Source organism: Owariibacterium komagatae (assembly GCF_045865535.1).
In the GTDB taxonomy this organism is placed as follows: Bacteria; Bacillota; Clostridia; order Oscillospirales; family Ruminococcaceae; genus Ruthenibacterium; species Ruthenibacterium komagatae.
In genome coordinates this window covers 958,485-981,022 of record NZ_AP031406.1, presented here as the reverse complement: position 1 = coordinate 981,022, position 22,538 = coordinate 958,485, and the positions used below count along the sequence as shown (strand labels likewise).

General features: G+C 48.4%; 18 protein-coding genes. 12 read left to right on the top strand and 6 right to left on the bottom strand.

The features are described 5' to 3' along the window. Positions 1-36: 36 nt before the first annotated feature. The 3 genes from ACKTS9_RS04940 (at position 37) to ACKTS9_RS04930 (ending at position 3,159) form a co-directional block, all read left to right on the top strand. The gene (locus ACKTS9_RS04940) at positions 37-1,092 is read left to right on the top strand and encodes a helix-turn-helix transcriptional regulator (protein WP_407879333.1); all 1,056 of its coding nucleotides are present in this window, start codon (positions 37-39) and stop codon (positions 1,090-1,092) included. Between the two features lie 16 nt (positions 1,093-1,108). Next, on the top strand, positions 1,109-1,843 hold the full coding sequence (locus ACKTS9_RS04935) for a hypothetical protein (protein WP_407879331.1): 735 nt from the start codon (positions 1,109-1,111) through the stop codon (positions 1,841-1,843). Positions 1,844-1,950: 107 nt separating this feature from the next. Next, positions 1,951-3,159, top strand: a complete 1,209-nt coding sequence (locus ACKTS9_RS04930) for a hypothetical protein (RefSeq protein WP_407879329.1) — start codon at positions 1,951-1,953, stop codon at positions 3,157-3,159. A 172-nt stretch (positions 3,160-3,331) separates the two neighbouring features. Here the strand turns inward: ACKTS9_RS04930 and ACKTS9_RS04925 are convergent, their stop codons facing one another. The 5 genes from ACKTS9_RS04925 to ACKTS9_RS04905 form a co-directional block, all read right to left on the bottom strand. After that, positions 3,332-4,552 (bottom strand): DUF2201 family putative metallopeptidase, encoded by a 1,221-nt coding sequence (locus ACKTS9_RS04925; RefSeq protein ID WP_407879327.1) that lies wholly within the window; start codon positions 4,550-4,552, stop codon positions 3,332-3,334. Next, entirely contained in the window at positions 4,539-5,654 is a 1,116-nt protein-coding gene (locus ACKTS9_RS04920) for an ATP-binding protein (RefSeq protein WP_407879325.1), read from the bottom strand. Before ACKTS9_RS04920 ends, ACKTS9_RS04925 begins: the two co-directional genes overlap by 14 nt. Next, the gene (locus ACKTS9_RS04915) at positions 5,651-9,103 is read right to left on the bottom strand and encodes a DEAD/DEAH box helicase family protein (RefSeq protein ID WP_407879322.1); all 3,453 of its coding nucleotides are present in this window, start codon (positions 9,101-9,103) and stop codon (positions 5,651-5,653) included. The genes ACKTS9_RS04920 and ACKTS9_RS04915 overlap by 4 nt, the downstream gene beginning before the upstream one ends. A 133-nt stretch (positions 9,104-9,236) precedes the next feature. Beyond that, on the bottom strand, positions 9,237-9,947 hold the full coding sequence (locus ACKTS9_RS04910; protein ID WP_407879320.1) for a hypothetical protein: 711 nt from the start codon (positions 9,945-9,947) through the stop codon (positions 9,237-9,239). 24 nt (positions 9,948-9,971) lie between these two features. Continuing rightward, positions 9,972-10,145: a hypothetical protein gene (locus ACKTS9_RS04905; protein ID WP_407879318.1), complete on the bottom strand. Its 174-nt coding sequence runs from the start codon at positions 10,143-10,145 to the stop codon at positions 9,972-9,974. 101 nt (positions 10,146-10,246) lie between these two features. Between ACKTS9_RS04905 and ACKTS9_RS04900 the strand changes: the two genes are divergently transcribed. The 9 genes from ACKTS9_RS04900 to ACKTS9_RS04860 all read left to right on the top strand — a co-directional run bounded on the left by ACKTS9_RS04900 (position 10,247) and on the right by ACKTS9_RS04860 (position 22,094). Continuing rightward, positions 10,247-10,486, top strand: coding sequence for a hypothetical protein (locus tag ACKTS9_RS04900; RefSeq protein ID WP_407879316.1), 240 nt, complete (start codon positions 10,247-10,249; stop codon positions 10,484-10,486). A gap of 45 nt (positions 10,487-10,531) precedes the next feature. Further along, positions 10,532-14,173, top strand: a complete 3,642-nt coding sequence (locus ACKTS9_RS04895) for an SLOG family protein (RefSeq protein ID WP_407879314.1) — start codon at positions 10,532-10,534, stop codon at positions 14,171-14,173. Between the two features lie 4 nt (positions 14,174-14,177). Further along, positions 14,178-14,798, top strand: a complete 621-nt coding sequence (locus ACKTS9_RS04890) for a DUF4391 domain-containing protein (RefSeq protein WP_407879312.1) — start codon at positions 14,178-14,180, stop codon at positions 14,796-14,798. Further along, entirely contained in the window at positions 14,780-15,853 is a 1,074-nt protein-coding gene (locus tag ACKTS9_RS04885) for an AbiH family protein (RefSeq protein ID WP_407879309.1), read from the top strand. The genes ACKTS9_RS04890 and ACKTS9_RS04885 overlap by 19 nt, the downstream gene beginning before the upstream one ends. Further along, positions 15,853-17,745: a site-specific DNA-methyltransferase gene (locus tag ACKTS9_RS04880; RefSeq protein ID WP_407879307.1), complete on the top strand. Its 1,893-nt coding sequence runs from the start codon at positions 15,853-15,855 to the stop codon at positions 17,743-17,745. Before ACKTS9_RS04885 ends, ACKTS9_RS04880 begins: the two co-directional genes overlap by 1 nt. After that, on the top strand, positions 17,745-18,161 hold the full coding sequence (locus tag ACKTS9_RS04875; RefSeq protein WP_407879305.1) for a hypothetical protein: 417 nt from the start codon (positions 17,745-17,747) through the stop codon (positions 18,159-18,161). Before ACKTS9_RS04880 ends, ACKTS9_RS04875 begins: the two co-directional genes overlap by 1 nt. Before the next feature lie 10 nt (positions 18,162-18,171). After that, complete coding sequence (locus ACKTS9_RS04870; protein WP_407879304.1) at positions 18,172-21,285, top strand: type III restriction-modification system endonuclease; 3,114 nt, start codon at positions 18,172-18,174, stop codon at positions 21,283-21,285. A 21-nt stretch (positions 21,286-21,306) separates the two neighbouring features. Further along, positions 21,307-21,813 (top strand): hypothetical protein, encoded by a 507-nt coding sequence (locus ACKTS9_RS04865; RefSeq protein ID WP_407879302.1) that lies wholly within the window; start codon positions 21,307-21,309, stop codon positions 21,811-21,813. A gap of 92 nt (positions 21,814-21,905) precedes the next feature. After that, complete coding sequence (locus ACKTS9_RS04860; protein ID WP_407879300.1) at positions 21,906-22,094, top strand: hypothetical protein; 189 nt, start codon at positions 21,906-21,908, stop codon at positions 22,092-22,094. Here the strand turns inward: ACKTS9_RS04860 and ACKTS9_RS04855 are convergent. Further along, entirely contained in the window at positions 22,087-22,350 is a 264-nt protein-coding gene (locus ACKTS9_RS04855; protein ID WP_407879298.1) for a helix-turn-helix domain-containing protein, read from the bottom strand. The genes ACKTS9_RS04860 and ACKTS9_RS04855 overlap by 8 nt on opposite strands. Positions 22,351-22,538: the final 188 nt, after the last annotated feature.

Here is a 22,538-nt window from a genome sequence, read left to right as displayed (position 1 = left end):
TAAAGATGAAAAACGATTGCAGCGGAGGTGAGAAGCATGCACGCACCGCAGCCCAAAAAGCTGCTGATCGTCAATATTCTGGACATTTTAAAGCGGTATACCGATGAGGAACACCGGCTCAGCCAGAAGGAGATCGAAACGCTTCTCAAAACAGAATACGGCATGGAAGCGGGCCGCAAAGCGGTGAAGCGGAACCTGATGGATCTGCTGGAATTCGGCTACGAGATCGAGTACACCGAGACAACCCGCCGGGTGAAGAATGCGAAGACCGGCGAGTGGGAAGAGAGTACGATCCTGACCGACTTTTACCTGGTGCACGATTTCACCGACGGAGAGCTGCGGCTGCTGATCGACGGACTGCTGTTTTCCAAACACATTCCGTACAGTCAGTGCAGGCAGCTGGTGGAAAAGCTGGAAGGACTTTCGAACCGCTATTTTCGGGCAAAGGTGGGGCACATCCGAACGCTCCCGGATACGGCATCCGAAAACAGGCAGTTGTTCCTCACCATTGAAACGCTGGACGACGCAATCTCCCGCGGCCGGCAGGTGGCGTTTCATTATCTCGCCTACGGCACGGACAAAAAGGCGCATCCGCGCAAAAACAGTGCGGGCGAAGTGCGGGAATACATTGTCAATCCCTATCAGATGGCGGCGGTGAACGGCCGGTATTACCTCATCGGGAATTACGACAAATACGAGGATGTGGCCCATTACCGTCTGGACCGCATCGCGGACATCCGGGTGTTGGATACGCCGGCAAAGCCCGCCCGCAAGGTCAGGGGGCTGGAAAACGGGTTTCATCTGCCGCGGCACATGGCGGAGCACGTGTATATGTTCACCGGCGAGAGCGCGCCGGTGACCTTCCGGCTCCGGAAATATCTTGTCAGCGAAGTGATCGACTGGTTCGGCAGCGAAATTGAATTTTTCGATGAGACACAGGACGAAGTGAGCGCCCGGGTGCGAGTGAACCTGCAGGCCATGCGCAAATGGGCCATGCAGTATGCCGTGCACACAAAAATTCTTTCCCCACAGTCATTGGCGGAACAGGTGAAAAGCGATCTGCGCGAAGCAGCGCAGCAATATGAACTTTGAGACGGGAGGAAAAGTCATGGGAGAAAGTTTCAGCCAACTGGAAGAACGGGCAAAGCGGGCAACGACGATCGAGGAGCTTTTCTGTTTGTGGAAACGGGCACACGAGGCGGAAGTCGAAGAAGGGAACTGGGAGAAAACCTGTCAGTTTAAAGAAAAGGATAAAGGAAAGAAGCATCACTTTGAACCACAAGAAGCGGCGAAATGTAATTTCACAAAAGACGGCCGCTTGGGCAATGCACAGAAAGGCAGTGTGCTCTTTATCTGCAAGGAATCCAACTTGAGCAAAGATATGAAGGTTGGAGAAAAGGATTTTTGGTTGAAAAACGAAGTTGTGCTGAATCAACCTTCAACCAGCGATTCAGCAGATGTGAAGCGTGCAAAGACAAAATATCGCAACTGCCTTTCGAAAACATTGAACAAGCTTCTTGAAAAAGAGCATACGATGCAGAAGAACCTGGAAGACTGCGCCTATATGAATTTAAACAAGCGAGGCGGATGTTCCGAATGCGACAACTTAGTGCTTGCTGCTTATATTGCAAAGTACAAAGATTTTATACGAAAAGAAATCGAGCTTTTACAATGTGACACAGTGGTTTTGTACAGTGCGAGTTGCTATACCGAAACAACGATGGGCGAGATTGAAGATGTTTTCCGCAGCGCCGGAGTGAAAACAGTTGCGAAAATCGATTGCCACCCCAGTCGATACAGCAATCAAAAAATTGAAAATATGGAAATCACAAAGAATCCCTGACTCTGTGTAAACTCCCGCTCAGATTTTGGCTGAGCGGGAGTTTTTTGTGCGCCGAAAAAGGGCCATCTGTGGTGATAGGATGAAAGCATCAAAGGAGGGAGCGAAAAATGGTTGGATTGATCGCATTTGGAAAAACTGCATCGGCGCTTGCAGCATTCGTCAAGACAGGTGACGTTTATTGCACGGAAGTACAGAGCGTACTCACCGTGCAGGAAGACATCGAAGCGATATTGCAGGAGGAATATTACAAGTTCAACTGGGACAATGATTTACAGCCGGCGAAAGATGCGTGGTCAGAGGGCACGGAGAACACGCCGGTGCTCCTTGCCGCGCCGCTTGCCCGGGAGACCGCAGAGCAGGACCCGAAGACGATAAAGCTTCTGGAAACAATGACCGAACGATACAACCTGGTGATCATCTCGGCCGTATTGGGCCAGAAAGACAGTGAATACGCACTGCCCGCAGCGCGTGCCTTTCGGGAAAAAGGTGTGAAGGTGTGCATGGTTGCATGCTTTCCGCCCAAAACGGCGCCGGAAAAAGAAAGAGAAACGGCGCAGGTGCAAAAAGCGCAGATCGAGCGGGAATTTGACCGGAGCATCCTCGACCTGGAAGAAATCCGCCGGCGAAACCTGGAAAACGAAGTTCCGGATCTCGAAAAAGTTCTCATGGATGATCATACATTGGCAAAAGTCAGTATGCGCGAGCGAATCATTGGGGAACTTGCTCTACACCGATTGGCACCTGCCCGAAGGTTGATCCTGTTGACGGAGGAATCGGCATATCTGGTATCAGATTATAAAATGGAGCCGGATGAAAGTCTGGTGCATATTTACGCGCGGGGCGAGGGTGCGGCAATCGCGGAGGAAAGAATCCCGGGCAAGCTGCGTTCGCAGCAAGCCGTTCTCCCTGCGGGCATCGTGGCTGGGCGGAACTTCTTTGCACTCGCAGAAAAGTCCATGATGAACAGCCTTGAAAACAACCGCGTGATTCTGGAAAAGCTGATCGCCCGCTATGAGCAAGTGGATCTTGTCGTTTCAGTCAGCATGCTGGCAAACGGACGATGCATGGTGGAATACATGGATTTTTTAATCGCACTGTGCGAAACGCAGAACGTAAATCTTCGAATCCTGTGCGCGCCTGCGTTTTACGAAAAGCGTAAACAAGAACCGGAACGGATGTTGCGTCACCATCTGAAAGAACAGGGGCTGGAGGTTGTATGGCTTGAAAAGCCGCAGCAGAAACTGACCCTTGGAGAACTTTGCGGCAGAGAAATACCCAAAAAAGTAGTTTGGCAGCTGGAACAATGGCGTCTTTGAAAGAGGGGCAAAATGGCGGTAAGGGAAACGGTGATTTCAGCGCGGGCGACTGAACAGCAGCAAGGACGGGAAAATCATCCGTTCGCCGTATTCCGGGCGCGGAGGCCGCTTGGTATGGAGCGATACTTGAAACAGGAAAAAGCCGACGGACATTGCCGTCGGCTTTTTCCTGTCAGAGCTTGAGCCGGGCGACCTTTCCCCAGGGTGGTTGTACGGATTCGTTGTTTAAAAGCCACAGCACCGGAATGTTTTGGGCGAGCGCCTGCGGCGGAAAGGGAGCATAACCGTCCGTCAGAACAATGATGCTGGCGGGCGGATCTTGCGCCATGTGGTCGGCTACGTATTGAAAGATGATTTCAAAACTGGTTCCGCCGCCACCCGCGGGCCGGATGATTTTGAGTTCGCTCTCATCGGAAAAGGGCTGCGGAGGGATGACCTCAGCGTCGAAAAAGCCGAGCCATCCTTCCAGCTTGCCGCCGAATTGTACGAGGGCCCCCAGAACTTCCGAGTAGGCCGCCGTAATCATTTCGTCCGACATGGAGCCGGATGTGTCGATCATGAACAGAATGTTTTTGACTACGGTGCTTTTGTCGTTAAAATCCGGCAGGAAAAACGGGCTGTCATCAAAGCGACGGTCCGGCGGTGTGAAGGAATAGTCGGTGATTTCTTCCTGAATAAAATTATTCAGAATCACTCGCCAGTCCGTCTGCGGGTCTCGCAGCGCATGCAAGAGACGCTCTGCCAGCAGAGGCAGGTTGCGGTCGGATGTTCGCTTTTTCGTGATCTGCGCCGCCGCTCGGGCCCGCTGCGACCAGACCAAGCCAAATAGGTTGTTCTGCTGCAAGTGCGCCCAGCGAGTGTGGTCGTCCCATTGCTCCAAAGAAAAATTTGAATTCGGATCCTGATGTTGGTCCTTGGATGTCGAGCCGGGGGAGGACGCTTTTTGCAAAATTTCGTACACCTGTTCTGCTGTGTACAGATAGCCCTCACTGCCGTCCGGAAGCGTGTGAATGCACGGCCCGTTCGGATGCAGGGAAATGCTGTCCGGATCTCCGCCGGCTTCCTGCAGCAGATAGGAATTGACTACGATGTCGCAGGCGACGTGAAAAAGTTCCTGATCGAGCTGCTCGCCGCGCGTGCAGTGCTGCAAAGCGATATGAGCAATTTGGTGCATCATCACATAGTCCAGCTCCTGATCGGTCAGCTGGTTCAAAAAGTCCGGATGAAACAGAATCTTTTCCCCGTCCGTCGCCACCTTTTTGATTGTTTCGTCCAAAGAATACCTCAAATGCATCAAAAGAAGCCCGTAAAAGCCGTGGTTGCACAGAATGCGCATCCGGGAGAGCAGCAGGCTGCGCGTGTACCGCCGGATCAGATCGTCAGACAGAGCCATTCAGCAGCCGTCCTTTCGTCTGCATCCATCGCACAAATTCCGGAATGGTCAGCAGTTTTTCCCGGTAATGGGGCGCAAGATTCATGTAATCCTTCATCAGTACTACGGAAAAATCCGGCGGCATCTGCTGCGCGTAACAAATGGAGTTGGCAATGCGCACAAGATCCTCTTTGTGGCTCTGTGCGTAGGATGTCATAGAGGAGACAAGGGCGTACATTGCGTCGCTGCTTTTGGGCAGCTGCGGCATTTTTCCATCGAAAATGTCCTGGATGTCGGGCAGTTCCCGGTAGATTTTGCACCAGGTACAGAATTCCGTGGCCACACCGGGGCCGATCAGACCGGCGATCAGCGGAAGCAGTTCGTCCGGATCATCCTTGATGTAATTCAAAAGATTGCTGACCATCTCCCAGGAGCGGGGCGTGGCAAAGGCGAGATCGTCCGAGGAAGCGTCGAATGTCATCAGTTTCGCATGAGAAAAGGACAGAAATCCAATGACCTTGCTGTGAATTCCCGCATGTACAGCCCATGTGCGCCAGGACGGAAAATTTCCCTCCACTTCGATGTGCAGCAGACGGTTGGCGAGCGCCTTGGGCATTTTGAAGGCGACCGATTTGTCGGTGGTTCGGTTGCCGGCTGCCAGCACGATGCAGTTTTCCGGCAGTTTGTGCTCGCCGATCACACGGTCCAGTGTGATTTGATAGGCGGCGGCCTGCACAGACTGCGGCGCCGCGGAAATTTCGTCCAAAAGAAGCAGATTGATCACGTCGTCGCCGGGGTCCATTTGAAAGATCTGAGGTTTCAGCCAGATCGCCAGCGTTTTGTCGGCGTTGGAGGTGGGAATGCCCCGCAAGTCGATGGGGTTGAACAGCAAAAGCCGCACGTCGGTCACAACGGCGGTTTTGCCGGTTTCCTGTTCGATTCGTTGGGCGATTTGTCGAACGGCCTGGGATTTGCCTACGCCGGGCGGCCCCCAAAGCATCACGGAAGGCATGGTTTTGACGGGTATCCCCTCACGAATCAGGGTGCAGTAGGCATCGGCCAGCTGCTGCGTCAGTTGTCCAACCGTCATGGTGGGCATGTTGGAAAGACGAATTTCACTCATGAATGGTTCACTCCTAATTTTTGATCGAGCATTTTCAGCTCTTTTCGGCATGCTTCCGTTTGTTCTGTAAAGCTTTCTTGCCGTTGCAGTTCTTCTTTTATATGCAGCGCTTTGTCTTGTATGGAAAAAATATTCTTTTCCCACTTTTTCAGCTGCCGGGGAAGGTTTTCCAAAGCGTGTTCCAAACGTACCAGATCGCCGGTTTCCTTGCCGGAAAGATTTACATAATATCTGCCGGAACGTTGCAGCCAGGCACCTAATTTATCGCGGGTCATGCCGGCCGGCAGGACAACGGAAAAACCGCAGAAAGAGAAAAGGGGGAGCTCCTTCGTTTCCCAAATGTGTGCGGCAAGCGCCTGATGCAGTTCTTCCCGCAGACGTTTTCTCTCATTGGCGTCGGGGGGAGTTTGCGTTTCTTTCCATTGAGAATAGAAGGCGAGATCATCGGTGCCGCGGGAAATACGCTCTTTCAAACGTTCGATTTGCCCCGGAATCTCCGCGGCTTCTTTTTCCAAAAGCAGACGGGTCTCTTCTGTTTTTTTCTGCAGCGTGATCAGACGGGTCAGTTCGTTGGCGGTTTCCACACGCTTTTTGATCAGCGGGTTCCCCACCGCCAGCGCTTTGGCCTCGGCGTAGGTCAGCACAGTGTCCTGAATGTCCGACATGCTGCGCTGTGTGAGAGAACCATCCAGCAGGGAGGCGATAAAGCGCTGCTTTGTCTCCAGCAGCTGCCAGGAATAGGCGTCAAAGCTGCCCTGGGTGATGTAGCGAAAGATCTGTACTTTGGAATGGGTATTGCCCTGGCGGAGAATGCGGCCCTCCCGCTGGATCATATCGGCGGGGCGCCAGGGAACATCCAGATGATGCAGCGTAATCAAACGGTCCTGCACGTTGACGCCGAGCCCAAGTTTGAATGTGGAACCAACCAGAACACGCACTTCGCCGGTGCGCACTTTCCCGAACAAAGTCTTTCGCCTGGCCTCGGAATCAGCGTCGTGCACAAAGGCGATCTCGCTTTCCCTGATTCCGCCGAGCAGCAAAAGTCGTTTCAGTTCATCGTAAATGTTGAAGGTTGCTTTTGGTATGGATGTATCGCAAAAAACCAGCTGCGTGCTCCCGGCCGCAGAAGTCTTGCTGTAAATGTTCAGAATGTTTTCGGCGCAGAGGGCCACTTTGGACAAATCGAAAAAAGCGGCGGCCGGGTCCACCAGCCGCAGGTCAAGGGCGGCTTTTCTTCCATCGGTGGTAATGAGAAGCATATTGTCCTCTGAACGGGAGACGTTTCCGCTGCGCACCTGCTCCACGCGGTCGGAAATGTCTTGAAGATAGGCTTCGAACTCTTTTGACTTCGGTGTGATCACATCGGTGTACCCGTCGGTTTCGGGCACCCCGTCGGATCTGTCCATCGCATGAAAATCGGAAAAAGAGGAAAGAAGAGCCGTCAGTTCGGGCAGATTGTGGAATTTTGAAAAGCGGGTCGCCAGCCGGTACCGGCGGGTATCCACATCGATTTCAAAATCTTCGCACTGTTCCGCGAACATGCCTGCCCAGCTGTCAAAGCTTTGCAGTTCCAGCAACGTCAGCTCACCTTCCTGGAGATATTTTTGGAGAATGTATGCGTCTGTGATGGAATTGGTGATCGGGGTCCCGGTGGCAAATACGACGCCGCAGCCGTTGTTTTGCCGCTGCACAATATGGACCTTGTCCAGCATTTCCTGACATTTTTTGGACCCCTGTGCGTTGATGCCCAGAACATTCGCTTGGGTTTCAAAGGGAACGTTTTTGAAGTTGTGCGCCTCGTCCACAAACAGCCGGGTGATGCCCAGCTCATCAAAGCAGATGCTCTGGAAGGCATCGTCCAATGTGGCATTCAGCTCTGCCAGCGCTTTTTGAATGGCTTTCTGCTTTTTTTTCAGACGTGCGGTTGAGGCAGTGATGTCCCGTATGTTTTTTTCGATGCTCGCCTGCTGTTTCGTCAACCGGTCCCGGTGATAGTTTTTAGAAACAGGAATCTGCTCAAAGCAGCTGTAAGCAATGAGAATGCCGTCGAACGATTCGTCGCGGATCTGCTGCAAAACGGTTTCCCGTTTGGCGGGCGAAAACGTCTCGGGTGTGACGCACAACAGCTTGGCTGACGGATACAGCCTGTGAAAAGCGTCTTTCCATTGGCCGGTCAGGTTGTTGGGAACAACAAACATGTTCTTTTGGGAAAGCCCCATGCGCAGAAGTTCCATGCCGGCGACGATCATGATATACGTTTTTCCGGACCCCACATCGTGGGCCAAAAGCGTATTGGGAGTGAACAGAATGCGGGCCACGGCGTTTTTCTGGTACGGATAGAGCTGAACGGATGGAGAGAGATTGGGAAATTGCAGAAAGGAGCCGTCGAACCTGCGCTGCCGCACACAGCCGAACTTATCCTCGAAAATAAACTCCAGCCGCCGCTTCCGGGAATCATCGGTCCAGACCCACTTTTTGAATTCTTCGATTATTTTTTTCTGCTTTTCCAGCGCCAGAACGGTTTCGCTTTGGTTCAGCACCCGCTTTTTTCCGTTCGCAGTGGGGTCAGTGATGCAAATGGATTGCATGTTCAAGGTCTTTTCCAGAATTTGAAGGGCATTGATCCGGCGCGTGCCGTAGGTTTTGGTGGCGCGAACACCGGTCGCGCGGCGTTTGTTCGGAATCTCCCAGCTTCCTGTCACCGGATCGTGCTTTGTGCACGGCCAATCCTGATTGTTGTAAATCACAGGCCCCAGGAAGGACAGATCGTTCAGGATATGAGCGATAAACGCATCGATGATGTCTGCGGGAACCCAGGGAGACCCCAGCGAAACGTAAATCTCGCTCGATGGAACAGCAGGCGGAAAGGCGTTTTCCAGCGCGGTGATGTTGTCTGCGAAATAGCCGTGATAAATTTCGTTTGCCTTTTTCGCTTCGCGCCATTTGCGCCGCAGATTGCCGGAAAGGTATTCGTCGGCCGTTTCCCAGCCCTTGTAAAAACACTCGTTCCATGTTAGCGGATTTTGATAAATAGAACCTTTCAGCGCGCCAATCACCGTTTTACAGTCAAGCCCGGTGACAGAAGAGATGTATTCGATATCCACTCTTCCCAGCGTATTCAGGCTGAGAATCAGCCCGTCCGCAGGGGTTTCCGCGTGGACACCCTGTGTGCGCTGGTCATGTTCAAAAACGTTTTCCCAGGCGAGCGGCAGATCCATGCAGGTTACTTCGCGGATGTGTAATTCCTGCTGTTTCCGTTCTTCCTGCTCTTTTTTAGCCTTTTCTGCCTGTGAGCGAATTTCCTCCCGCTTTTTCAACTGATTCTGTGTCCGTTGCAGCTTGTCGATGATCCGCCCGAGATCCCGGGAAGAAATTTCGGTTTCATCTTTGTCCGCGACGCGAAGCAGATCTTCCAGGGACAGCTGTCCAAGCTTTCGTCCTTTTTTCATGTATTTCCCTTCCTTAGAGCAGACGATTGATTTCCGGTTTGTAAACAGTATAACGAAAGAGGTTGGACAGAAATGGTCCCTGTGCAAAAAACGCTCCCACGCAATTTTGCCGAAGGAGCGTCTGCAATATGAACTAGGCCAAAAGATCCCCGATTCGCACCAGGTCCGACGTGCAGAGAAGACCTTGGCACGCAGCGTCAAACAGCGGTTCCAAAAGCGGTTTGCCGGAACGAATCCATTCCGACAGTCGCAGAAGATCCGGCGGCGGAACGGCTGTTTTGGGGGGCAGCTCTGTTTGACAAGGGTCGATTTCATCCAAAGAGAAAAATTCTTCCTTCAGCGTGAGGCCGGAAAGCCAAAACGAACCGTCCGCTTCGGGAAAGGTTCGGGATGCGTTGCGGCAAGGGACAATTTCCACCACAACGCTCCACAAAGGAACTCCGTATTTCTGCCGAAGAAGGACAAGATCTCCGGGATGGTAATCCTGTGCACGGCGTAGAAGTATCCCGGGCACCTGCGCACAAGGCGCTTCTACGCCGATTCCGTTTTGATACAGTACCCACCGTGAATGAAGCGGCTGCCCGTCAAAACGAAACATCCATTCCCGCTTCCATTCGCAGGCCGGGCTGTATTCCCGAATGTCAAAAAGGTAAGACCAGCCGGACGTCATCCATTCTTCCCGCGAGAGATCGTCCTCTTTCAGCAGATCTATTTGTCGATGGAAAAATTGTTTTCCGGCGGCATATGCATCGCCAAAAGAAGGAAACAAATCGACTACGGACGGATCGCGGAAGACCGGGGCACCGGATTCCGACTGCAGAAAGCAGTTCAAAAAATAGATCATGGGACTGGCATCCTGTCCTTTCGTTTATTTTGGAATTTCGCGTTTCATACCACCGCATCGAACGCAGCGGTAGTTGACCCAGTTTTGATTGCGGCAACCTTCCCGGATGCAGCCGATTGCACCGCATTTCGGACAGCGGTACATGATCGAACCGCAGCTCTGCCCATTCGGCTTTTTCATAAAACAGAAAGCACTCATTGAATCTCATCTCCTTTCTGCTTGGAGTATATACAAACCAGTGGACACAAAAGAGACCATTGCCTGTCTCAGGAAGGGTGAAAATAAAAAGACGACAGTTTATGTTCCAGACCATTGTATTTTTAGGGTTTACCCATACGGGACAAAAGAATCAACCTAAAAAGAGTGCCAATAGACTCACCTTTTCTGCATTGGGACGTCCCAATGTGGAAGCAGGAGCCTATTGGCACTCTTTTATAAATTATTTTTTAAAATACAAAGCGGTGTTGTACAGTCGAAAGGTGTGTTATACTAAAGAAAACCCAATAAAAATGGCGGCTATAGGGACTTTTACAAGGTGAATGACAGTTGTTTTGAGACGAAAGCAGTGAGGAGTCGGTACATAGATGGAACTCATAAACAATACGACGAAAATATTGCGAGATGATTTAGCCGCAGAGCTGAAAACGGGCAGCCGGTTGTCGATTGCGGCAGCCTGTTTCTCCATCTATGCCTTTCAGGAATTGAAAGCGGAACTGCAAAATATCGAAGATCTCCGCTTTATTTTCACCTCGCCCACTTTTACAACCGAAAAGACCAAAAAAGAAAAGCGGGAGTTCTATATTCCTCGTCTTAACCGTGAGCGCAGTCTTTACGGTACGGAATTTGAAATCCGACTGCGTAATGAACTGTCACAAAAATCCATTGCAAAAGAGTGTGCAGATTGGATCCGTCAGAAAGTTACGTTCAAATCCAATGTCACCAATGAGAATATGCCGGGGTTTATCAATCTGGACGATAAGAACTATATGCCGGTCAACGGATTTACGACGGTAGACCTCGGCTGTGAACGCGGCAATTATGCTTATAATATCGTGCAGAAAACAGAGGCCCCGTTTGCAAATCTCTATATGGAGCTGTTTGACAGTCTCTGGAACGATGAGAAGAAACTTCAGAATGTTACCGATGAAGTAATCGAAAACATTTCAGCCGCCTATGCTGAGAATGCCCCGGACTTCATCTACTTTGTGACGCTGTATAATATCTTCAATGAGTTTCTGGAGGATATTTCAGAAGATGTTCTTCCCAATGAGGCCACAGGCTTCAAGCAGAGCAAAATTTGGAGTATGCTCTATAACTTCCAGCGCGACGCCGTTTTGGCCATTATCAATAAGCTGGAAAAATACAACGGCTGTATCTTGGCCGACAGCGTAGGTTTGGGCAAAACTTTTACCGCTTTGGCCGTGATAAAATACTACGAAAATCGGAACAAATCGGTGCTGGTGCTCTGCCCTAAAAAATTGACCAACAACTGGAATACCTATAAAGATAATTATGTTAACAACCCCATTGCGTCAGACCGCCTGCGATATGACGTGCTTTATCATACAGATTTGAACCGTGACTATGGCAAATCAAATGGCCTTGATTTGGATCGCCTGAACTGGGGCAACTATGACCTTGTTGTAATCGACGAGTCTCACAATTTCCGAAACGGCGGAAAGCTGTCCGGCCAAGAGGGAGAAAAAGAAAACCGTTACTTGCGGCTTTTGAATAAAGTGATCCGTACAGGCGTCAAGACGAAAGTTTTGATGCTGTCCGCCACGCCGGTCAATAACCGCTTCAACGATTTGAAAAATCAGTTGGCGCTTGCCTACGAAGGCAATACCGAACTGATCGATGAAAAGCTGAATACAACCCGCAGCATTGATGATATCTTCAAAAATGCACAGCAGGCTTTTAATACATGGAGCAAATGGCCGCCGGAAGAACGCACCACCGAAAACCTGCTCAAAATGCTGGACTTCGACTTCTTTGAAGTGCTGGATTCCGTAACCATTGCGCGTTCGCGCAAACATATCCAGAAATATTACGACACCAGCGCCATCGGGACATTTCCGACCCGCCTGAAGCCGGTTTCCTTGCGTCCCCAACTGACGGATTTGAAAGAAGCTATCAACTACAATCAGATTTTTGAGCAGTTGACGCAGCTCGATTTAACCATCTATACTCCAACGCACTTTATTCAGGGCAGCAAAATAGAAAAGTACGCGGAGCTCTATCAGGACAATAAAGTCAATGTCGGCTTCACCCAGGCCAACCGTGAACAGGGCATCCGCCGCCTGACCGCCATCAATCTGATGAAGCGGATGGAAAGCTCTGTCTATTCGTTCAATTTGACCCTAAAGCGGATTCTTGCCCTGATTGACGATACGATTCAGCGTATCGATGCCTATGATAAAAACGTAGGTGATACATTGAGCCTGACCGACATCAGCAACATGGAAGACCAGTTTGATGCTGACGATCAAAGCGAAAACGACCTGTTCACCTTTGGCCGCAAGGTCAAAATCGAAATTGGCGACATGGATTATGTGTCATGGCGAAGAAGTCTGGTAAAAGACCGGGATGTTCTGGAATTGCTCACGTTGATGGTGGGCGATATTACGCCGCAGTATGACAGTAAACTGCAAAAGCTGCTGCAGGTTTTGAAAAATAAAGTGGAGAACCCGATCAATCCCGGTAACCGTAAGGTCATCATCTTCACTGCTTTTGCCGACACTGCTGAATACCTGTACGAGAATGTAGGCTCCTACATGCTGGAAACCTTTGGCCTGCATACGGCTATGGTGTCCGGCAATGTGGAGGGCCGTACCACTGTGCCCAAATTGCGCAGTGATTTGAATACGGTTCTGACCTGTTTCTCGCCCATCTCAAAGGACAAGCATTTGCTGATGCCCGGCGATAACCGCAGCATTGATATTTTGATTGCCACTGACTGCATTTCCGAGGGCCAGAACCTACAGGACTGCGATTATCTTATCAATTACGACATTCACTGGAATCCCGTGCGCATCATTCAACGCTTTGGCCGAATTGACCGTATCGGCAGTAAAAACGCCTGTATTCAGCTTGTGAATTTCTGGCCGGATGTGACGCTGGACGAATATATCGATCTGAAAGCCAAAGTGGAAACCCGCATGAAAATTGTGGATATGACCGCCACCGGCGATGACAACATTCTGAGCGAGGAAGAAAAAACCGATTTGGAGTACCGCAAAGCGCAGCTGCGCCGATTGCAGGAAGAAGTGGTGGACATTGAGGAAATGTCCAGCGGGATTTCCATCATGGACTTGGGACTCAATGAGTTCCGGCTGGACTTGCTGGATTACATGAAAGAGCATCCTGATATTGAGCACGCACCTTTTGGCCTTCATGCAGTGACTGCCGCAACGCAGGATATGCCTGCCGGTGTGATTTTTGTTTTAAAGAATCGTTCCGGTGCGGTCAACATCGACCATCAAAACCGGCTGCATCCATTCTATATGGTTTATATCAGCAAAGCGGGAGAGATTATCTGCGACCATCTTTCTCCAAAGCAGATGCTGGATAAGATGCGGTATCTCTGCAAGGGGAAAACGCAGCCTATTCCGGAGCTGTACCGTGCTTTCAACAAGGAAACGCATGACGGAAAAAACATGGAAGGCTTTTCCCGTTTGCTGGGGGATGCCATTGCTTCCATCATTGAAGTGAAAGCCGAAAGCGACATTAACAGCTTTTTGGGTGGCGAGCAAATCAGTTTTCTGGCCAATAAGATCAAAGGTCTGGATGACTTTGAATTAGTTTGTTTTTTGGTGGTCCGTGATGCCCCCGAAAAAAGCAGCCGCAAAGATGCGTTTCGCCTTGTGATTGCTGGCAGCAGAGAGTTTGCGGATTATTCCACACTGACCAGTGCGGTGGACGCGTATTTGCAAAAACTGGCGCCGAAAAAGCCCGTAGTGATCGTCAGCGGAACAGCCAAAGGCGCCGACCGTCTGGGGGAACAGTACGCCCGGCAAAAAGGATATCAACTGGAAGAGCACCCTGCAAATTGGCATTATTACGGAAAGGCAGCCGCTGTAAAACGCAACGCGGAAATGGCGCAGATCGCGGATGCGGCCATTGTATTTTGGGATGGAGCGTCCGCCGGGGCAAAGAACATGATTGAGTGCGCCGAAAAAGCGAATATTCCTTGTGAAGTGATTCGCTTTGAATCGTCCGGGAGGTGAGCGGATGCTGGGGTTGCCGAAATCTACGGAATTGAATCAGCCGCTGCCCAAGACAGCCATTTACGCCCGGTTCCAGATGAACGCAGCGGAAAAGGCAAAAATCGATGCGGACATCTCCCGCATCGTGATTGTCAATGAAGTGTCGGCCGAAAAGCTGAACCTTGCGCCGGGTAAAACAGTGCAGGCGTTCTTTGTGTTGCAGGTGCAGCTCAAGCAAAAAGAGTTCAGCGAAAAAACACTGATTACCCTCTCAAAACTCATCCCGCAGAATATGGTGCTTTTGCTGGAGCACGGTGGACAGGCAAAGCTGGCCGTCTATTACACCAAACTACTGCAAACGCCGTGGTGTGATCCGGCTGTGCTGACACTTTCACTCAAAGGTCTGACGATGGACGCTGTGTGGGAGAATGTCGTCATTCAAATTGGCGGCATCCAAATGCAAAGCGGCAACACGCTGGAGCGGCAGATCGTTCTGGACGAGCAGCGTGCAAAGCTGGAAAAAGAAATTGCCCGGCTGGAAAAGTTAGCTCGGGCGGAAAAGCAGCCGAAGAAGAAGTTCGAGTTGGTGCAAAAGATAAACGAATTGAAAAAGCATAAGGAGACAAAATGGTTATTACATTTTTGATTGGAAATGGCTTCGATTTGAATTTAGGACTTAATACGCAATACACAGATTTCTACAACTACTATTTTACTTTGGACTCAGCAAAAGATGACATGCTTGTCAAACAAATTAAAAGCAATTATGAGAACTGGGCAGATTTGGAAATGGGTTTGGCTAAATTGGCGTCAAATTTAAAAAGCAATCAAATTGAAGAATTTCTTCAAAGTAAAGAAAGAATGGAAGATGCCCTCATCGAATATTTGAGAAGACAAGAAAATCGGATTGAATTTTCTGAAGAGCTGTCAGCAGAGAGTTTCAAATCAAGTGTAGTTTCTTTTTATAACATACTTAATACGCAGTGGCAGGAGGAATATCAAAATTTAAGGCGCAGTTTAAAAGAAAGCATCACATATCAATTTGTAAATTTCAATTATACAAACACTTTGGACCGATTGGTTACTTTATGCAAAAATAAATACAAGCCTTTATCGAACCGCGTGATTGCACAAACGACATATCCGGATACAATTCGGGAGCCTCTTCATATCCACGGAACACTTAAAGACAATCTGATTTTGGGAATCGATTCTGTAGACCAAATTAATAACTTCGAAAATAGAAATAATCCAGAGTTGTCGGCTTATTTGGTCAAATCAAATATTAACAAGGCTTTGGGTGAGAAGCGGATGGAACGTTTCTGTAATATGATTGATAAAAGCCGATATTTGTTTCTTTATGGGCTTTCTTGGGGCGATTCCGATCAGACGTGGTGGAAATATATTATAAATTGGCTTTCTAAAAATCCCAACAATCGATTGATTTTATGTGCGTATGCTAAAGGGGTTGTACCTATTTCAGCATCGAAAAAACTTCGAATTGCAGACAAGAAGAGATCATTTTTTGTGAAACAAGGGCTTGGAGACGAAGACGTATATCAGCAAATTGAAGACCGTATTCAAGTTATAATTAATCCGAATATTTTTTCGCTGGACGGAACACACACACATGCGGAAACAAAACCGTCTAACACAAATGTGGTAACGCTGTCAGAGAAGGAACTTGTGGGGGCTATGTAATGGACAAACTGAAAATGCACACACCGAATAAGGCGGATGAGAATTTTAAGAAGTTGGCGGCGCTGTTTCCCAATGCAGTGACGGAGACGATTGACGAAAACGGTGTTGTGGTGCGTGCCATTGATAAGGACGTACTGATGCAGGAGATCAGCACTACTGTGGTGGACGGAAAAGAAGAGCGCTATCAGTTCACTTGGCCGGACAAGAAAAAGTCCGTGCTGTTGGCCAATGCACCGATTGCCAAAACGCTGCGCCCCTGTCCTGCTGAAAGTGTCGGCAAGGACGGCACGCCCGGCGGTTTCGATTCTGAGAACCTGTACATCGAGGGCGACAATCTCGAAGTGTTGAAGTTGTTGCAGGAAACCTATCTGGGCAAGGTCAAGATGATTTACATTGATCCGCCCTACAACACCGGCAACGACTTTGTATATGAGGATGATTTTGCCCAGAACACCGAGGAGTATCTGGCCAACAGTGGCCAGTACGATGAGGAGGGCAACCGCCTTGTGCTGAACACCGAGAGCGATGGAAGATTCCATACCAAATGGTTGAATATGATTTATCCACGTCTGAAACTGGCAAAGGATTTGCTGGCAGAGGATGGGGTCATTTTTATTAGTATTGATGAAAATGAAATCGAAAATCTAAAGAAGATAGGAAATGAGATTTTTGGAGAACAGAATTTTGTGGGAGCAGTGATTTGGGAGAGGGCTTTCGCTCCCAAAAATGATGCAAAATACCTGTCGGATAGTCATGACTATATTGTGATTTTTGCAAAGTCCATATCGGAGTTCGATATAGGTTTATTGCCACGGTCAAAAGAAGCTAACAGTAGGTACAAAAACCCTGATAATGATCCAAGGGGTCCTTGGTCAGCTGACAATATGACAGTAAAAACATATACAGCTTCATATGATTATTCAATCACGACACCAAACGGTAACGTGGTGCATCCTACAGATGGAAGATGTTGGTTTACAAGCAAAGAACGCATGCAAAAGCTAATTGAAGATGGTCGAGTTTGGTTTGGTGAAGACGGAGGTAATATGCCCCGTTTAAAAAGATATCTTTCTGATGTACAACAAGGTATGACTGCTACAACCATTTGGAAATATACAGATGTAGGTCATAATCAAGAAGGAAGACAAGAACTAAAAAAGCTGTTTGACGATAAAGGATACTTTGACGGTCCAAAGCCAGTTAGACTTCTTTCACGTGTTCTACAAATTGCTAATGTGTCAGCTGATGCGGTTGTTCTTGACTTTTTTTCCGGCTCTGCAACAACGGCACATGCGGTCATGCAGCTGAATGCAGAAGACGGTGGCAACCGAAAATTCATCATGGTGCAGCTACCTGAAAAAACGGACGAAAAAAGCGAAGCCTACAAAGCGGGCTATCAAAACATCTGTGAAATCGGTAAAGAACGCATCCGACGCGCCGGAGCGAAAATCAAAGAAGAAAATCCAATGACAACCATGGATTTGGATGTTGGCTTCCGTGTGCTCAAATGCGACAGCACCAATATGAAAAATGTGTATTATCATCCGGATGAATACGAACCCAGCATGTTCGACAGTTTGGCCGACAATATCAAAGAAGACCGTACCCCGGAAGATTTGCTGTTCCAGGTTATGTTGGACTTGGGCGTCCTGCTTTCCAGCAAAATCGAGCAAACCGAAATCGCCGGCAAAAAGGTTTTCAATGTGGCAGACAATTTCCTGATCGCCTGTTTTGATGAAAATGTCACCGATGAAACAATCACCGCCATTGCCAAACAAAAGCCCTATTATTTCGTCATGCGCGACAGCTCTCTCGCCAGCGATAGCGTCGCCACCAACTTCGACCAAATCTTCGCCACCTACAGCCCCGACACTGTAAGGAAGGTATTGTAATGATTAATTCTATACTCAGTTTTATCAATAACAATGGTGTCTTGTTTGGTTTTCTTGGAATACTTGTTACGGCAGCAAGTTCTTTGTTAATAAATAAAAGAAAGGAAAATCGCGAAAATATCAAAGATTTAAAAGCACAATGTGAAAATTTAAAACAAGAGTTACAAGAATGCAAGGCAAAACTTGAAGATTATCAGAGCATTGAAAAAGCGGAAACACGCATGGATAAATCGCTGGGTTCTATTTATCAGGAACATATGCCAGATGGCTCTACTCGCAATATTTGTGGGTACTGTTGGGAAAAGGAACATATAAAAATACCATTGGTGCCCAGAAATTATGCCAGCGTTTTGGAAGGCGGTACTTACAAATGGTATGAATGTCGGAATTGCAAAGCGAAGCATTATACTAATTAAGGTGGCACAAATGAAATTTAACTTTAAAATCCAACAATACCAGACTGATGCGGTGGACGCTGTCGTGAAAGTGTTTGCCGGACAGGAATTTCACGACCGGATTCGGTATGTGCGTGATCTCGGCAAAAAGAATAGTCAATCCGTGTATCAGATGCCGATGGTGGATGCGGCGGATGAGGCATACGATCCGGACGATGACACCGGTTTTAAAAACGAGGAAATCGGTCTTACGGACGCCCAGCTTTTGCAAAACATCCACAAGCTGCAAAGTGAGAACAACATCAAACTCTCGCCGGAATTGGTAAAGAGCCTGGGCCGATGCAGTCTGGATGTGGAGATGGAAACCGGCACCGGTAAAACATATGTGTACATCAAAACCATGTTCGAGCTGAACAAGGTGTATGGATGGAGCAAGTTCATTGTCGTGGTGCCTTCCATCGCCATCCGGGAAGGCGTGAAAAAGAGTTTCGACATCATGGCCGACCACTTCATGGAGTATTACGGCAAAAAGGCCCGCGTTTTCATTTACAACAGCGCGAATCTGAATCAGCTGGACAATTTTTCCGCGGGATCGGGAATCCAGGTCATGATTATCAACACACAGGCTTTTGCCTCTTCACTGAAAGAGGATGGGAAAAGCAAGGAAGCGCGCATCATTTACTCCAAGCGCGATGAATTTGCATCCCGCCGGCCCATTGACGTGATCAAGGCGAATCGGCCTATCCTGATTTTAGACGAGCCGCAGAAAATGGGCGGTGCTGTCACGCAAAAGGCACTGAAAAATTTCAATCCTCTGTTCAGCCTCAATTATTCGGCCACCCATGCCGTCCAGCACAACCTTGTCTATGTGCTGGACGCTTTGGACGCGTTCAATAAGCGCTTGGTCAAGAAAATCGAGGTCAAGGGCTTTGAAGTGAAAAATCTTCGGGGAACGGACAGTTATCTGTTTTTGGAACAGATCGTTCTCTCCCCCAAGAAGCCGCCGATGGCCCGCATCGAAATGGAAATCGGCTACAACAAATCCATCAACCGGGAAACCCGCGTCTTGGGTGTGGACGATAACCTGTATCACATTTCACAGGGAATGGAACAGTATCGGGGATATACCATCTCTGAGATAGATCCGCTGCGTGGCACGGTAACCTTTACAAACGGCGAAGTGATCAAAACCGGCGATGTGGTGGGCGATGTATCGGAAACCGACATGCGCCGCATCCAGATTCGCGAAACCATTCTGTCTCATTTTGAAAAAGAAGAGAAAAACTTCAACATGGGCATCAAAACGCTTTCGCTGTTTTTCATCGATGAAGTAGCGAAATATCGCCAATACGATGAGAACGGAAATGAGAAGCTGGGCGAGTACGGCCAGATGTTTGAAGAGGAGTATTTCCATATTCTCAACGCGCACTTGACGCTGGAAGACACACCTTATCAGAAATATCTGCGTCAGGTTTGTAGCGAGCCATCGGCAGTCCACAAAGGATATTTCAGCATCGACAAGAAGACCGGTCGCAGCGTGGACAGCCAGGTCAAAAGAGGCAGTGAGTTTTCCGACGATATTTCCGCCTATGATTTGATTTTGAAGAACAAAGAGCGGCTGCTCTCTTTTGAAGAGCCCACTCGGTTCATCTTCTCGCACTCCGCATTGCGGGAAGGCTGGGATAACCCCAATGTGTTCCAAATCTGCACATTGAAGCATTCCGACAGCCAGACGGCCAAGCGGCAGGAAGTGGGGCGCGGTCTGCGTTTGTGCGTGAATCAAAGCGGCAACCGGATGGATGTCCAAAGCTGCGGCGACCGTGTGCAGGACATCAATTTGCTTACGGTCATTGCCAGCGAGAGCTACAAGACATTTGTTTCCGATTTGCAAAGTGACATCAATAAAGAACTCTATGACCGTCCGACTACGGCTACCAGCGAGTATTTCAAAGGCAAGTATGTCCGGGTGGATGGTGTTCCCACGCTGATTGATGCAGAGACTGCAGATGCGATTGAGTTCTATCTGATCAGCAATCAGTATGTTGATATGAAGCGGAAAGTGACCGACAAATATCGCGCCGATGTGCAGTTGGGAACTGTTGCGCCGCTGCCGGAAGAGTTAGCGCCCATGGCAGAAGGTATTCATTTGCTGATTCAGGCTGTTTACGACGAACGCGCTCTGAAAGAGATGTTCGTGGACGGCCATGAAACCAAAGTGAAGGAAAATCCGCTCAACGAAAATTTTGCCAAAGCGGAATTCCAAGCGTTGTGGAAGGAAATCAATCACAAGTATGCTTATACAGTATCTTTCGACAGTGCAGAGCTTGTCCGAAAAGCAATTGCCCACGTCAATGACCGGCTGTTTGTGTCTGAACTGCAATACACCACAACGGTAGGCCGCCAGAAAGATGAGATGAACGAACATGAGCTGGGACGCGGGGATTCTTTTGGCGGAGAGAAAACCCGGACACAGACACTTCGCAAAGCGTCGTCCGGGCGATTGGAGTATGACCTTGTGGGGAAAATAGCACAAGGCACAGTGCTCACCCGGAAAACAGTAGTGGGAATTCTGAAAGGGCTGCGTCTGGATAAACTTTACATGTTTAAAAACAATCCGGAAGAGTTTATCACGAAAATCATCCGCCTGATCAATGAGCAGAAAGCCACGATGATTGTGGAGCATATCTCCTATGACCGCATTGGCGGTCATTATGACAGCGCCATTTTCACCGCTGAAAAAAGCGCCCATGATTTTGATAAGGCGTTCCGCGCCACAAAAGCAATTCAGGATTATGTGTTTACGGATGGCATTGCAGAGCAAAGCATCGAACGTAAATTTGCGCAGGATCTGGATGCTGCCGAAGAGGTGTGCGTGTATGCCAAACTGCCCAAGGGATTTCATATCCCCACGCCGGTGGGAAACTACTCTCCGGACTGGGCCATCGCTTTCTACGAGGGAACGGTGAAGCATATTTTCTTTGTGGCGGAGACAAAAGGAACCATGGAGACGCTGCAGCTAAAGCCGATTGAGCAGGCGAAAATCCGCTGTGCCCGTAAGTTGTTTAACGAATTGTCCACCAGCAAAGTAAGGTATCATGATGTGGATAGCTATCAGCACCTGCTCGATGTGATGAAGACGATTTGAAAACCGGAGGAGGATGTGTGTATGTCAGAGTGCGTTCCGTTTTATAGGAAATATATTCAAGGTGTTGTATCTCAGGCAAATTTGAAAAAGACTGCTTTGAACAGAAACTTTGTATATGGACAACTGACGAAATGGCTGCGGCAGCAAAATATTCACCTTGAGAAAGAGATGTTCCGAGCGGTGTTATCTGCTTGCAATCAGCTGGCAGACGATTATCTTACATCCGGTTCAGAAGATATTAAGGCGGTCAGTGAAAAAAGCCGATATTTTCACACTTTTACAGGTTTAGATGGACTTCATACCGATAACAAACAGGTAAAAAAGTATATAACGGATTTTTGGCCCATACTGAAGCAATGTCTGGATACGGACAAGGTGTTAGGGGATGCATCCATACGAAGCAGGCGAGTGGATGTTGTCTGCGTAGGGCGATTGTTTGATTCTATTTTGGAATATGTGGCCGATGATCAAAAAGAGCAAGTTGTCGCATTAATGAACGAATTTATGCGATGTGATTTGGAAAGTTAAATCTAGGAGTAGCCGAGTTTCGGAAAGGCTAATTAGCCTTTCCGAAACTCGGCTTTTTTCTTCACCAGCTTGCATTAAATCCTAGAGAAGATATGAAGAAATTTCTGCTTGAAAAATGTGCGAATTCAAAAATTGAAGAAACTTTTATGTTGAATATAGCTGCTGTTATCATATTAGACAGGGCAGAAGGGACGACTCCGTTTCATTTTGATAAAGATTACAGAATCAGTAATAAAAAGTATCAACATTTACTTGCAAAAAGCAATGTTTATATTAAATGATTAAATAGAAAACGACATCATCGTTTGTACTGACGATGATGTCGTTTATGGATACGCCTAGCAAAATGCTAAGTGCGTAGAAATTATCTATTGTAGGTAGAGTACTGCCGGAAAACCATTTATACACAGATTGCGGATTGTTCAAGCGACAATAAATCTGTAAATCGCGAACCGTGTACCCAGCAGCAAGGCAAAGACATCGTAGACGCTGACCAGTCGCAGTTGGAGAAATTTGCGGATAAGAGGGTAAATTCATAATTATTTCCTTCTTCCTCAAAATTAAATGTATTCTTTGCTGTTGATGCTGTTTGTGTTTCAACGTATGTAATTATATCAAATAACAAGGGTGATAATCAGGACTTTTCGTGCCTGAAAAAAGGTTTTTAGCCTGCGAGGCGATTGTTTTGAAATTTGTGATGTGATAAACTTGTTATAGTTATAAGT

Excerpts from the sequence above, each read along its gene's own strand:
- ACKTS9_RS04925 (WP_407879327.1), bottom strand. The coding sequence starts at position 4,552 with ATGGCTCTGTCTGACGATCTGATCCGGCGGTACACGCGCAGCCTGCTG.
- ACKTS9_RS04905 (WP_407879318.1), bottom strand. The coding sequence starts at position 10,145 with ATGAGTGCTTTCTGTTTTATGAAAAAGCCGAATGGGCAGAGCTGCGGT.
- ACKTS9_RS04875 (WP_407879305.1), top strand. The coding sequence starts at position 17,745 with ATGATTAATTCTATACTCAGTTTTATCAATAACAATGGTGTCTTGTTT.
- ACKTS9_RS04885 (WP_407879309.1), top strand. The coding sequence starts at position 14,780 with ATGGTTATTACATTTTTGATTGGAAATGGCTTCGATTTGAATTTAGGA.
- ACKTS9_RS04880 (WP_407879307.1), top strand. The coding sequence starts at position 15,853 with ATGGACAAACTGAAAATGCACACACCGAATAAGGCGGATGAGAATTTT.
- ACKTS9_RS04860 (WP_407879300.1), top strand. The coding sequence starts at position 21,906 with ATGAAGAAATTTCTGCTTGAAAAATGTGCGAATTCAAAAATTGAAGAA.
- ACKTS9_RS04870 (WP_407879304.1), top strand. The coding sequence starts at position 18,172 with ATGAAATTTAACTTTAAAATCCAACAATACCAGACTGATGCGGTGGAC.
- ACKTS9_RS04900 (WP_407879316.1), top strand. The coding sequence starts at position 10,247 with ATGTTCCAGACCATTGTATTTTTAGGGTTTACCCATACGGGACAAAAG.
- ACKTS9_RS04920 (WP_407879325.1), bottom strand. The coding sequence starts at position 5,654 with ATGAGTGAAATTCGTCTTTCCAACATGCCCACCATGACGGTTGGACAA.
- ACKTS9_RS04915 (WP_407879322.1), bottom strand. The coding sequence starts at position 9,103 with ATGAAAAAAGGACGAAAGCTTGGACAGCTGTCCCTGGAAGATCTGCTT.
- ACKTS9_RS04855 (WP_407879298.1), bottom strand. The coding sequence starts at position 22,350 with ATGAATTTACCCTCTTATCCGCAAATTTCTCCAACTGCGACTGGTCAG.
- ACKTS9_RS04935 (WP_407879331.1), top strand. The coding sequence starts at position 1,109 with ATGGGAGAAAGTTTCAGCCAACTGGAAGAACGGGCAAAGCGGGCAACG.
- ACKTS9_RS04895 (WP_407879314.1), top strand. The coding sequence starts at position 10,532 with ATGGAACTCATAAACAATACGACGAAAATATTGCGAGATGATTTAGCC.
- ACKTS9_RS04890 (WP_407879312.1), top strand. The coding sequence starts at position 14,178 with ATGCTGGGGTTGCCGAAATCTACGGAATTGAATCAGCCGCTGCCCAAG.
- ACKTS9_RS04910 (WP_407879320.1), bottom strand. The coding sequence starts at position 9,947 with ATGATCTATTTTTTGAACTGCTTTCTGCAGTCGGAATCCGGTGCCCCG.
- ACKTS9_RS04940 (WP_407879333.1), top strand. The coding sequence starts at position 37 with ATGCACGCACCGCAGCCCAAAAAGCTGCTGATCGTCAATATTCTGGAC.
- ACKTS9_RS04865 (WP_407879302.1), top strand. The coding sequence starts at position 21,307 with ATGTCAGAGTGCGTTCCGTTTTATAGGAAATATATTCAAGGTGTTGTA.
- ACKTS9_RS04930 (WP_407879329.1), top strand. The coding sequence starts at position 1,951 with ATGGTTGGATTGATCGCATTTGGAAAAACTGCATCGGCGCTTGCAGCA.